This window comes from Janthinobacterium sp. 17J80-10 (assembly GCF_004114795.1).
In the GTDB taxonomy this organism is placed as follows: domain Bacteria; phylum Pseudomonadota; class Gammaproteobacteria; order Burkholderiales; family Burkholderiaceae_D; genus Paucimonas.
This window is the reverse complement of record NZ_CP035311.1, coordinates 3,201,458-3,214,299: the sequence shown is the minus strand read 5'-3', so window position 1 is coordinate 3,214,299 and position 12,842 is coordinate 3,201,458. Positions and strand designations below refer to the sequence as shown.

Below are 12,842 nucleotides of genomic sequence, written 5' to 3'. Positions count from 1 at the left end.
CTTAAGCGATTCGCCGGGAGAAACGCAAAAACATTCTTTGCTTATGCGCCAGCGGCGAATGGAACATTGGCGGACATGCGACAAGCACAAATTCCTGACATGAAATCATTTGTTTTTGTTGCAAATAATCAAACTTTCGCAGTAATCTGACGCCCAATAAAAAAAATGATTTACGGGGGTGTATATGTCCAATATCGCTGGCAAGGCCTATGCTATGAGCGTGATCACGCCGATCCGCTGGTACATGACATGGATTAACAAGCTCTTTTTCTGGGTTGCGCAGAAGCGATCATCTACCCTGAAAGGCTTGATCACGCTGTCGCTGATCCACTATGCGCGCTGGGTGGTTATCGGCCGCCGCCAGTTTCCGCATCTGCATCCGGACCAGCCCAGGGAAAATCTGCGTTACAGCTATATGCTGTTTTTCAGTAATTTCAACGGCAGTTGGGATCAGTATGTCGACTCCTTTACCTTTTCGATTCCCAGCGGCCTGGATCTTTTCTGGAAATGGAATATCCGCTATCCGCATTCTGTACCGCTGACGCCATTCCACGACTATATCCGTTACAACCAGATCGAGACAACGCATTACTACAGTGCCTACCCACTGGCATCGTCGAACGATGTCAAGGCAGCTAAAAAGCTAGCACAAGCCCTGGCCGATTTCGATGCTGCCACCCAGGATGTATCACCGGATGCGTTCCTGAAAAATTACCATGCGCTGCTGCGCCGTGTACAGAATGACCTGGGCGACATGCGCCCGACCCCGATTGTCAGCATGTCTGCCCAACAAGTGGAAAAACGCCGTTTGCGCGACATCCGAAAGGAAAATGAACGCCTGACATCCCTGAGCGAGGAGCGCAAACATGCCTGACAAAAGCGGTAATGCCTATGCCCTGACCATCCTGTCGCCCATCCGGCAGGGGCACCTGGACGAAGTCGCATATGCCGACGTGGTGCGTAGCCGCCTGGATGCCTGGAACTTCCTTGAAAATAGCCCGATGGCGCGCGTGCCGCAAACCTACCTATGCCGCTATTTCGTGCTGGATGATGTTTTTACCCAATCCCTGGGCGGGGGCGATGCCTACGGTACGTGGTTTGATTTCCTGTCGATTTTTTCCGATCGTGCGCGCCGTCGCGCCTTGCCCTACGAAGACCACCTGAAGTCGAAGTACCTGGTATTTTCCTGCAATTTCCATGGCGACCTCGACACTTATCTGCGCAGCATGTGGCTGGCGATCGGGAATGAAATTCGCCACGCCTGGGAATTTTGCTATGCCTTCGATCAGGTGCGAAATGCCGACGACTTTGTCGCTTACATGAAAAAGTGCCAGCTCAATGCCTCCTTGTTCTTCGTCGGTTCCAACGACGATCCGCTCGAAGAGCAACTGAAGGCGCTTTATCTGAAACAGGAATTCGGCAAGTTCGTCGTTGAGCACCAGGGTTTGCCAGCCGACCAGTTACAGCAAGCCTACCGTGACTTTGTTGCGCGGGTCGAACCGGCCAACCTGGCAGGGCCGACGTGGAGCCCTGGCCAATACCGTTTGCGATAGGAGAAACAATGACGAAAGAACTGGATTTGCTCGATATTCAGGGCAATGTGATCAAGGCCTACGGGCGATTCAGTTTTCCCTGCGCGCGTTACCTGCTTTTGCGTATTCATCACGGCGAACGCGGAAGGGCGTTTGTCGCCGCTTTGGCAAATAAAATCACTACCGCCGTGACATGGGGAGATGGCACCGGCCAGATTCCCAAGCCACAGGCGACGACCAACATTGCTTTTACTTTTTCCGGGCTACAGGCACTTGAGCTTCCGGAAGCGTCCTTGCGAGGCTTTCCGCCAGAGTTTGTCATGGGTATGAAAATGCGCAAGGCGATTTTGGGCGACACCGGGCCGAGTTCGCCTGAATACTGGGATCCGGTTTGGCACGGCGAGCAAGTGCACGCATTTATTTCGATTAACGGGCAGCAGCCAGAACACCTGGAGCAACGCTATCAATGGCTGCTTGATCTCGTTGCGCAAAGCTCGGGCGGCGTGGAGTTACTGCGGGGCCATCGCGGCGATCATGGCGTTGCTGATTTGCCTTATCAGGAAGCCCGGGCGCTGTTTGAGAATGGCAAGCCGACCAGCAAGGAGCACTTCGGCTATACCGATGGTATCGGTGATCCTGTCTTCGAAGGCTTGCCTGGGCCGGCGCAGCGTGTCGAAGGCCGCGGCAAGCAGACTGACAAAGGGTGGGAGCCTCTGGCGACAGGCGAATTCATCCTGGGCCATATCGACGAAGCCAGGGAGTATCCGCCCGCGCCATCGCCGCTGTCGCTGGCGCGTAATGGTACTTACATGGTGTATCGCAAGCTGCATGAAAATGTCGGCAGTTTCAACGGTTACCTGGACCGCGAAGGCAGCGCCTATGCAGGCGGGCGTGAGCAACTTGCCGCAAAGTTCGTCGGTCGCTGGCGCGACAACGGTGCGCCGCTGACGGATGCCCCGGATACATCCAGCAAACGGGAATGGGACAGCCGCTTTGCTGCGGCGTCGCCTGCGGAGAAAGACCGGATGTTGAGCGCTTTTACATTCGATCAGGATGCCGATGGCGCAAAATGCCCGTTCAGCGCGCACGTGCGCCGCATCAACCCGCGCGCTTCGCTGCAGACCACCCCGGATGCCTTCGATACGCCAGGTGCGCTGGCAAATCGGCGCCGCATCCTGCGCCGCGGCTTGCCTTATGGTGAGGTCCGAGACCCGGCGCGTGACGATGGCAATCACGGCATCATCATCCTGATGATGCAGGCCGACATCAACCGGCAGTTCGAATTCGTCCAGCAACAGTGGGTCAATTACGGTAATGACTTCCGCGCCGGGAATGACAAGGAAATCATCCTGGGCAACCACGATGCCGAATATCCTAGCCGCGCCGTGCTACCGGTGCCGCAAGACAGCGATGATGCGCCATATTTTTTGCGGAACATTCCGCGACTCGTGGAAACCCGCGGCGGCGATTACTTTTTCGTGCCCAGCATGACGGCATTGCGCATGATTGCCGAAGGCTCGGTCGATCCGACTTGAGGCTGCCCGATCTCCCAGCCGGTCGGCTCCTGGAGCGGGACATGGTTGTATTCGTGCCGGAATGCCGAGATCAGGTCATAGACGACCCGGCGCGCGCGGTTGATGCCGCCCAGCGGGCGGTGTGCCGGCAAGCTGTGCCACGGCGAGAAGGAAAGGTTTTCGCCGAATGCGCGTTGCTCGTCGCTGTCGAATTCCTGGCGCAGGATGCGGATCGTGGCCACCTTGCGCCAGGGCGAGGCAGCTTCGCTCCAGGCGCGGCCCGGGTCCTCGATCGGCATGGCTTGCGCATCCGTCTGCAATTGCACGACGAAGTCGAACAGCGCCTCTTCCCGCCCCAGCTGGGTCACCATCGCGCTGCGCAGATAGTCGCTGGCGGGATTGGCAGGTACCGCATCGGGCCGGTCGATCCGGGGAATTGCCGAATACTTCGCTGCGGTCGCGCCAAACAGGTAAGGGGTGGTGCTGAAATAGCGGATCTGCAGCGGGTTGGCGAATTTGCGCATTGACCTGAAGAGGTTGCGGATCACCCGCCAGTGCACGCCAAAAAAACATATTTTTGCCCACAGGCTGCCGGTCATCGCCTTGATCAGGTCATCGAACTGGGCAACGTCGCGGGTGACAAAGGCCTCTGTGCTGATCAGGATGAAATCCTGGGTCAGCGCATTTTTTTGCCGTTCCAGGAGTTTTTCGCCAGGAACGCCCATCAGCTTGATGGCCATTCCACGGATGTCGCGCTCGCTGTCCGGGCCCCGGCTCGGGCTCTGGTTGGAAAATCGGATCCACGCTTGATAGGTTTGCGGCCGGGAGAACAGGCCGATTTGCAGTTCCGGTGCCAGGCCGGGTTCGACGGTGAATTCGGCCCTGACCAGGCCATGCATCTTGGGATGGGCATCGCGCCGCATGATGCCGCCCTGGTTTTCACGGATTATTTTTGCCTGCAGGCGCATCGCCAGGTCGTGGATGCGGTCGGTTTCGCCTGGGGGAATGGATTCTGTGGCCAGTGTGCGGTTTGTCATTGTCGTTTATTTACCAAGTTCGGTTGTGGGTGGCCTTTGTATATCTCCGGCGGCAGCGCGAGCCTTGTCTTGTCGCTGTTTCGCCAATAAGATAGCAAGAGCATGGAACAAATGACAATAATGCAGGGGGCGTTTTGCTGAAAATCGGCGCAAAAGAGACACGGTTCTTTCGCCAGGAAGTGGATTCTGCTGCCTCGGATGGCCGCCTGCAGGCCGGCGAGACCTTCGACCTGGCCGGCGCCCTTGCGGTTTTTCAGGCGATTGCACGCGCCCTCGAAGAATGGTACGAGCGCTCGCACCTGCATCAGGCGCTATGCCCGGCCAACATTCGACTCCATGACGATGGCAGCGTGGAATTGCGCAATGACGTGACGCCGCCGCTTGCATACATTTCGCCCGAACAGACAGGGCGCATGAACCGCAGCGTCGATTACCGTAGCGACTTGTATTCCATGGGCGTGGTGTTCTACCAGTTGTTGACTGGCCAGTTGCCCTTTGGGGGCGCAGCGGCAATGGAAATCATTCACGGCCATATCGCACGCCAGGCGCAGCCGCCATGCCGTCTTAACCGCGAAGTGCCAATCGCGGTGAGCAATATTGTCATGAAACTGCTCGCCAAGAATGCAGAAGACCGCTATCAAAGCCTGCAAGGCCTGCAGGCGGATCTGCAAACTTGCCGCAATATCCTTGAGTGCGGTGGCGCGATCCAGGAATTCGAATTGGGCATGGCGGACGTGGGCGGGCGGCTGCAGATGCCGCAAAAATTGTATGGACGGGATGCCGAGCTTGCGCAATTGCTGCGGATTCTCGAGCGCAGCAGCGCCGGCGCGCGCCAGTTCGTGCTGGTGAGCGGCTATGCCGGTATTGGTAAATCTGCCCTGATCAATGAATTGCACAAGCCCGTTGTCGCCCTGCGCGGCTATTTCATCACCGGAAAATTCGACCAGTTCAAACGCGATATCCCTTATTACGCCATTGCACAAGCTTTCGGCGGCTTGATGGGCCAGATACTGACGGAAAGCGAAAGCCGCATACAGGAGTGGAAAGTCCGGATCCTGGCGGCCCTTGGGCCGAATGCCCAGTTGATGATCGATGCCATTCCAGCCCTGGCGCACGTCATCGGCCCGCAGCCGGTGATTGCGCATCTAGGCCCGACCGAGGCCTTGAACCGTTTTCGCTATGTCGTGCAAAATTTTGTCAGCGTCTTCGCCAGGCAAGACCATCCGCTTGTCATCTTCCTGGATGACCTGCAATGGGCCGACGAAGCTTCTCTGGAGCTGCTGGAGGCCATCATGTCCGGTCTCGAAAGCGTTTCGCTGATGCTCGTCGGCGCCTGCCGCGACAACGCCGCAGTTGCCGGGCCGCTGCACAACACTCTGGAAGCAATCCGTGGCAATTCGGCCGCGAGCACGATCGAGCTCAAGCCGATGGATGAAGCAACGGTGTCCGCGCTGATCGCCGATGCTGTCAAGGCGGCGCCGGCCACGGCATCGCCGCTTGCGCAACTGGTGTACCGCAAGACATTGGGCAACCCGTTTTTTGTCGGTGAGTTCATCAAGAATTTGCGTCGCGAGGAACTGCTGCGTTTTCATGACGGTCAATGGCGCTGGAAACTGGCCGAAATCGAATCCCTGCAAATCACCGACAACGTCGCTGAACTTTTGACGCGCGAGCTTGCCCGCCTGCCTGCACCGACGCGGCAGTTGCTCCAGCTGGCCGCATGCATCGGCAGCCATTTCGATTATCGGATACTGGCGACTCTGGCGCAGCAAGGCATCGGCGAGACCGCCACATTGTTGCACCCCGCGCTGCAAGCCGGGCTGATCATGGCCCCCGAGAGGATGTTCGACAGTATCGATGCGGCGTCGTGTATTTACCGTTTCCAGCACGATCGGGTGCAGCAGGCCGCCTCTGCGGAAATTTCACCTGATGCCGGCAAGGCGATCCATTTGCAAATTGGCCGTTTGCTGAATTCTTCGGTGCCCGAAGAACAGCGCGGCGAACATTTGTTTGATATTGCACATCATTTGAATGCCGGACGCGAGCTCATCACCAGCAATTCCGAAAAAATAGAACTTGCCAGCCTTAACCTGCTGGCTGCACGCAAGGCCAAGGTTGCAGTGGCGCACGAATCTGCCTGGAAGCTGGCATCGACTGCGCTCGAATTGTTATATGCAATGGGTGAAGGCAGCTCGCCCCTGTATTTTTCTCTCCAGCTGGAACAGCTGGAAAGTGGTTTCATGACCCATCGCTTTCTGGAAATCGAGCATATCGGCAAAAACATGCTCGAATATGCCGCTGACGACGTGCAGAAGGCCAGGGTCTATGACATTCTCATTCACTCCTGCCTGTACCAGGATCGCCATGCCGATGGCCAGGCGTTGGCGCTGCGTGCCTTGCGCATGCTCGGAATTTATGTCCCGGCCAGTATGGCCAAGACGACGCTGGCATGGCGGTTGTGGAAGGTGAAACGGCAACTGGGGCGTCTCGATAATCAGCGCTTGCTGGATTTTCCTGTGGAGGTTGAAGCCGTTGAGCTTCTCAAGCAGAAAATTCTCAGCAGGGCGGTATCGGCTTCCTACGTGGCCCATCCTGCGTTATTTCCTATCCTGACGCTTGAGCAGATAAAACTGGCCCTGGCGCGTGAACGCTTCTCCCCGGGGTTGCCGTGGGCATTGGGAGGCTATGCGATGGTGATGATCCAGAACGGGCTGGACATTCCGCTTGCCACCCGGCTGGGTAACCTGATGCTGGAATCCAGCGTGAAAAACCAGCCGACCGGGCAAAAGGATAGCCATGCCGTGCGCGTGGCTTTTCTTGCCCATGCCGCCATATTTCACTGGTCGCGGCATTTGCGTGAAGCCCCCGCGCCCCTCTATGAAAATTGCCAGGCTGGCCTGGAGGTTGGTGAATTCGAGTACGCGTGCTACAGCCTGGCATCGGCACTTCGGGCGGAGTTGCTCGTTGACCGGTCGCTTGAGGCACTGGAAATGAAACTGCGTGATGGTCTCGACAGGACACGCCAGTTCATGCAAAAAACCACGTCCGACGCCATCGCCATATTTCTTCGCTATGTACTGGCGCTACGGACGGGTGGCATGGCCCAGGTTAACCAGGGCGATGAGGCTGCCAGTACGACCAGGCTCACCAGGCTGCATCATTACCTTTTCGAGGCGATGCGTGCGTACGCGTTCGATCAGTTCCCGCTGGCGCTGGAGCGTGTGCGCAATGCCGAGCCCTATTTGGCTTCGGCCGCGTGCATGCCTTCGGTGCCGCTTTGGCATTTTTACCATGCCTTGTGCCTGCTTGCCTGTATCGAACGTATGGATGATGCGGGTGAGCGATCGGCAGCGCGCCGTCGCGTCGTAGCGTTGCAGGAGAAACTTGAATTTTGGGCAAGGCACGCTCCCATGAACTACCTGCATAAATGGCAGCTGGTGCAGGCGGAGCAAAAAAGATTGCAGGGGGAATTTGCCGAGGCAGCAGACCTGTACGACCTGGCAATCGCAGGGGCGCGGCAGCAAGGATACCTTAACGAAGAAGCGCTTGCCAACGAGCTGGCGGCACGGTGCCATCTGGCTTGCGGCAAAAAAATGTATGCGCGCACCTACATGGCCGAGGCATATGCGAGGTACCGGGAATGGGGGGCAATTGCGAAGATCCAGCACCTCGAGCGCTCTTATCCGGATTTGCTCGCCAGCCTGCCGCTGCAAAATGCGGCGCAAGCGAACATGGCACGCACGACTGCCGAGCACTTGCTCGATATCGAGACAGTCATCCAGGCGTCCAATACCTTGTCGGGAGAAATCCAGTTCGACAAGTTGCTGGAAAGGCTGATGCGTTTGCTGATCGAGAACGCGGGCGCGGAAAGGGGCGCGCTGCTGTTGCTGAAGGATGGCATATTGCAGCTGCAGGCTAGCATCGAATCCGATCTCATCGAAGTCTGGCAAGGCGTGCCCCTCGATGAGCGGCTTCAGCTGAGCCTGAGCGTCATCAACTATGTCAAGCGCACCGGGGACAAGCTCGTACTGGGCGATGCCGGCAACGACGGCAGGTTCAATGCCGATGCCTATATAGCCCAAAACCGGCCAAAGTCGCTGCTGTGCGTGCCTTTGCAAAAACAGGGCATGCTTGTCGGGATCCTTTATCTTGAAAATAATCTGGCGGCGGATGCATTTACGCCAGAACGGGCAGGATTGTTGCAGATTCTGTCGACGCAGATTGCCATCTCGCTGGAAAATGCGACGCTTTACCACGACCTGGAGCGGAAAATCGTCGAGCGCACCCGCGATTTATCTGTTGCCAAGGAAGCTGCCGAGTCGGCCAACCGTGCCAAATCGGAATTCCTGGCGGTAATGAGCCACGAGATCCGCACGCCGATGAACGGCATGCTCGGGATGATGCAGCTGGCGAGCATGGAGGCGACGAACGCCAGCCAGAAGGAGTACCTTGAGACCGCACAGTATTCGGCCGAGGCATTGCTCACGATCCTGAACGACATCCTCGATCTATCCAGGCTCGAGGCTGGCAGTCTTGATTTTGAATCGATCAGCTTTGACCTGGTTAAGACCGTTAAAGGTGTCATCAATCTGATGTCCGCACGCGCCCGTGAAAAAGGCATCGCCTTGCAGACCGATTATTGCGGGACTTTGCCAAGATTCGTGCGCGGCGATGCCGGGCGGTTGCGCCAGATATTGCTGAACCTTTTCGGCAATGCATTGAAGTTCACCGAACGGGGCCGCATCACCCTGAGGGTCAGGCCACTGGCTGATGCACCGGGTCAGCTGCGGTTTACTGTCAGCGATACTGGTATTGGCATCGCGCCAGCGGCCCAGGCCCGCCTGTTCCAGTCGTTCTCGCAGGCCGACAATTCGATTACCCGCCGCTTCGGTGGGACCGGTCTGGGGCTGTCCATCTGCAAGAAAATCGTCGAAATGCAGGGAGGCAGAATCGGCGTCGAGAGCGCGGAAGGTGAGGGCAGCAAGTTCTGGTTCGAACTGGATTTGCCTGCTGCCGCCGCGCCGCAACATGATGTGCCCGCCCCGCAGGCGCTGGCCATGCCGGTGCGCGGATTGACAATATTGGTCGCTGAAGACAATGAGATCAATCAGAAAGTCGCACTATCGCTTTTGCAAAAAGCCGGGCATCAGGTGCATGTGGTGGCCGATGGCCGGGCAGCGGTCGAGGCAGTGCGCCACCGGACCTACGACGTCATCCTGATGGATATGCACATGCCGGAAATGGACGGGCTGGATGCTACACGGCAGATCCGGGCGATGGAGGCGCCATACTCCGGCATCCCGATCGTGGCGCTGACGGCCGCAGGCGCTGTTGACGATGTCCAGACTTGCCTGGACGCCGGGATGAATTACTTTCTTAGCAAGCCCATCCGCATCGATCGCCTGCGTGCCGTATTGATGGAATTATCCGTGGCGGCATCAGGTTGACGCAATGATAACGCTGAATTGGCCCGGATTTCCCCTTTTATTCGACGCCTTGCTGGCCGGTAATGGATTGATAATGATTGTTATGAAATTCCGGTGATGTTCCCAGTACTAATTTTCGCCGGATACCGACAACAAGCGGGAGTAATCAATGGATACGAATCAGGCAATGCGCAAGCACCCCAATCTGCGAGTGGCATACCCGGACGATGAACAGTCGCCGGAAGCCCGGGCTGCTGCGCCGGAATCCGCCAGCCCGCAGGGCGGCATGGCGCTGAAGACCATTCGCGAAGCCATTGCCCGAGTCGAGGCGGAAGCCAAGGCGACCGTCGCTGCCGAAAATCGCGCCTACGCCGAAGCGCGGGCCCGCGCTCTGGCCGAAGACCGCGCACTTGCCGACGCCGCAGCCAGCGCCGAAGCTTATCAGCGCGCCCAGGTCGCCGAAGAGGCGATTGCCCTGAGCCGGGCCCGCCTGGAAGCGGAGCGCCAGGCGCGCCTGGCCAGTGAAGCGAAAATCGCTGCAGCTAACCAGGAACTGGCAGAATTGCGTGCCCGGTCAGAAGCCGACGAGCAGGCCCGGCAGCAGACAGAAGAGCGCGTCCGCGCCGAGCAGGAGGCACGCAAGCGATCCGCTGAACAGGCTGCCGCCGAAGCGGAGTTGGGCGCGGTTGCAGCCGCTGCTGCGCAAAGGCTGGAGCAGGAAACCGAACAGGCACGGCGTCAGGTTGCTGAACGGGTGGCTGCCGCCAACGCCGCGCAGGCTGCGGCCGAGGCACGGATTCGCGCTGAATCGCGCATGGCAGAATTGGCCCGCGAGCGTGAACGTCAGGATAAAGAAGCGCGCCAGACGACTGAATTGCTGGTCGCTGCACGCAGCGAAGCGTTGCAACAAGCAGAGGCGCGTCAGCAAGCTGAAGTATTTGCGCTGCAGTCCACATTGAATCGTGTGCCTGTCGAAGTTCTGGCCGTCGAGCAAGCACGCGCCCGCGCTGCAACCGAGCAGGAACAGGAAGCCGTCGCCCAGGCGCGCGTCGAATCGGAAAGCCGAGCCCTCGAATCGCTGCAAATGCGGCTGCACGCAGAACTCGACCTGCGCGATGCCGCTGTGCGCCGCGAGCAGGCAGAGGCGGTGCGCGCCGTGACGGCCCAGGCTCGCCGCGATGCCGAAGAACGTATTCGGCTGGCTACGGAGGCACGCATCCAGGCCGAGCGGGAATTGCAGGCATTTGCTATCGAGCGGGTGGAAGCCGAGCATTGCGCTGATGTCAAGTTGCGCGAACGCCTGGCTGCAGAGCAAAAGGCAATCATCGCGGCGCGCGAGCGTGTCGAGATCGATACTCATGCGGCTGTGATTGCCCAGGCCAAGGCTGCAGAGGAACTGCGCGCCCGGGATCTGGCCGCGGAGCGTGCCGAACTGGAGCGCACCGCTACCCAGCATGCCGCCTTGCGGGTGGTTGCCGAACAGGAAGCAACCAGGCTGGCTGCTGCACACGCCGAGATGCAACAGGCCGCAGCACTGGCCGCCCAGGATAAAGCACGTCAGGCAGCTGAACTCGCGCGTCTCGAACAAGGTCGTGCCGCTGTCGAACAGTGCGAAGCCGAAGCCCTGCAGCGCAAATGCGAGGCTGAACAGGCCGTCGCCGTGCAGACTCAGGCACGGATCCGCGCCGAGCAAGACAAGGCGGAGGTATTGCGGCAACAGGAGCAGGTTGAGCAGCTTGCCCGCATCGCCGAAGAATCGCAGGTGGCGGCAGCGCGCATTGCCCTTGCCAAGGCACAGGAACAAGCCGAAATGAGCCAGGTTGCGGCGCAAGTCGCCATGCAGACAGCGCAGCAGGCTGTCGAGTTGGCACGCATCGAGCGCCAGCGTGCCCGGCAGGAACAGGAAGCACAAGAGGCATTGAAGCGCAGAATGCTGCTCGAGGTGGCGCGCGCTGAAAAGACCGAGCAGTTGTTGAAGCTGGAACAAGAGCGTCTCGCCGCCGAGCAGGCTGCAGCTGCAGAAGCCGATGCCCGTGCGCGGGCGCAGGGCGAGCAGGCCGAGGCCTTGCTTGCAAGGCAGGAAGCCGAGCGCGAAATGCGCCAGGCATGCGAAGCGCAAACGACTGCCGAACGCCATCTCTTCGCACAAACAAAAGCAAAGCTCCAGCAAGAGCGACTGGCTGCCCAGGCTGCTTTGCAGCAGGCGCGCCAGGCGGCTGAACTTACCCGTGTCGAACGCCAGCGTGCGGTGGCGGAGCAGCAAGCGGCCCAAGCCTTGCAGGAGAAATTGCAAGCGGAGGACGCCGCCCGGCTGGAAGCAGAAGCGCGTACTCGAGCCCACCAGGAACAAGCTGCCCTGACACGCAGTAACGAGCAGGCCGACCAACTGGCGCGGCTGGCGCTGGAAGAAGAAAACGCCGCGTTGCGTGCCAAGGAAGAGGCCGAGCGCGAGGTGCAGCGTGCCTGCGCGGCTCAGGCCACGGCAGCAAAACATATCGCCGCGCAAACAAGGGAAAAAGCTGAGCTGGAACGCAAGGCTGCACGGGCAGCCCTGGAACAGGCGCGCCAGGCTGCCGAACTTTCCCGCATCGAGCGGGAACGTGCAGCGGCCGAGCAGCAGGCCGCGCAGGCGCTCCATGAAAAATTGCTGGCTGAGCAGGCAGCGCGTCTCGAAGCCGAAGCGCGTGCCCGCGCAGAACTGCAGCAGGCCGAGTTGGCCCAGCAGCGCCAGGCTGCAGAGGCAGAAGCCCGGCGCGCGGAAGAAGCGCGTCTGGAAGCCGAGCAAAAGGCTTTGGAAGAAGCCCGTAGACAGGCTGAAGCGCAGACGCAGTCGGCCCTTTTGCAAGCCAGGCTCGAGGAGGAAAAGGCCCAGGCCGAGGTCGTCGCCAGGGAATTGATTGAGAAGCTGTCGCGCCAGCGCGAAGAAAACGATGACTGGCACTTCCGGGCCGAAACCCTTCTCGCCGAAGCGCCGATGGTAATTTCGGCAAAGCCGGCTGCCCAAGGCCGTCGCAATGGCACGGCGCTTCTGGTAGGCGCGGTCATGGTAGCCGTTGCAGCGGGCGCGTTCGCCTGGCAACTGCTCCCGGCGACTTCTGCCGCCGCCATCCAGGCCGCTCAACCTGTAAATACAAGAGCGCAAATTCTGCCCGCTGCTGTCGCTGCCATGCCCGAGGCGCCTCTGGCCGCAAAACTCAGCCTGTCTTACCAGCTCGGTTCCCTGGGCACGGCCGCATCCGCCACAGAAGAAAGTGCCAGCGCCCGCCCAGCCGCAGAATAACTAAAAACAGGCACAAGACTGGCCGGAAGATGTTGCGTACGTAGTATGGCGCC

The 12,842-nt window shown here is 59.3% G+C and carries 6 protein-coding genes; 5 read left to right on the top strand and 1 reads right to left on the bottom strand.

What is annotated here, in order from left to right; all coding sequences use genetic code 11:
• Window positions 1-184 precede the first annotated feature (184 nt).
• The 3 genes from EKL02_RS14420 to EKL02_RS14410 are packed head-to-tail and all read left to right on the top strand — an operon-like array spanning window position 185 to window position 3,067.
• Entirely contained in the window at window positions 185-874 is a 690-nt protein-coding gene (locus EKL02_RS14420; RefSeq protein WP_206732401.1) for a hypothetical protein, read from the top strand.
• Entirely contained in the window at window positions 867-1,553 is a 687-nt protein-coding gene (locus EKL02_RS14415) for a hypothetical protein (protein WP_128902692.1), read from the top strand. The genes EKL02_RS14420 and EKL02_RS14415 overlap by 8 nt, the downstream gene beginning before the upstream one ends.
• 8 nt (window positions 1,554-1,561) lie before the next feature.
• Entirely contained in the window at window positions 1,562-3,067 is a 1,506-nt protein-coding gene (locus tag EKL02_RS14410; RefSeq protein WP_128902691.1) for a peroxidase, read from the top strand.
• Here EKL02_RS14410 and EKL02_RS14405 read toward each other — a convergent pair.
• Window positions 3,001-4,083, bottom strand: a complete 1,083-nt coding sequence (locus EKL02_RS14405; RefSeq protein ID WP_128902690.1) for a catalase family protein — start codon at window positions 4,081-4,083, stop codon at window positions 3,001-3,003. The two genes, EKL02_RS14410 and EKL02_RS14405, sit on opposite strands and share 67 nt — an antisense overlap.
• Before the next feature lie 134 nt (window positions 4,084-4,217).
• Between EKL02_RS14405 and EKL02_RS14400 the strand changes: the two genes are divergently transcribed.
• Both EKL02_RS14400 and EKL02_RS14395 read left to right on the top strand, forming a co-directional pair.
• Complete coding sequence (locus EKL02_RS14400) at window positions 4,218-9,530, top strand: AAA family ATPase (RefSeq protein WP_128902689.1); 5,313 nt, start codon at window positions 4,218-4,220, stop codon at window positions 9,528-9,530.
• A 148-nt stretch (window positions 9,531-9,678) separates the two neighbouring features.
• On the top strand, window positions 9,679-12,789 hold the full coding sequence (locus tag EKL02_RS14395) for a hypothetical protein (protein WP_128902688.1): 3,111 nt from the start codon (window positions 9,679-9,681) through the stop codon (window positions 12,787-12,789).
• The last annotated feature ends 53 nt before the right edge of the window (window positions 12,790-12,842 follow it).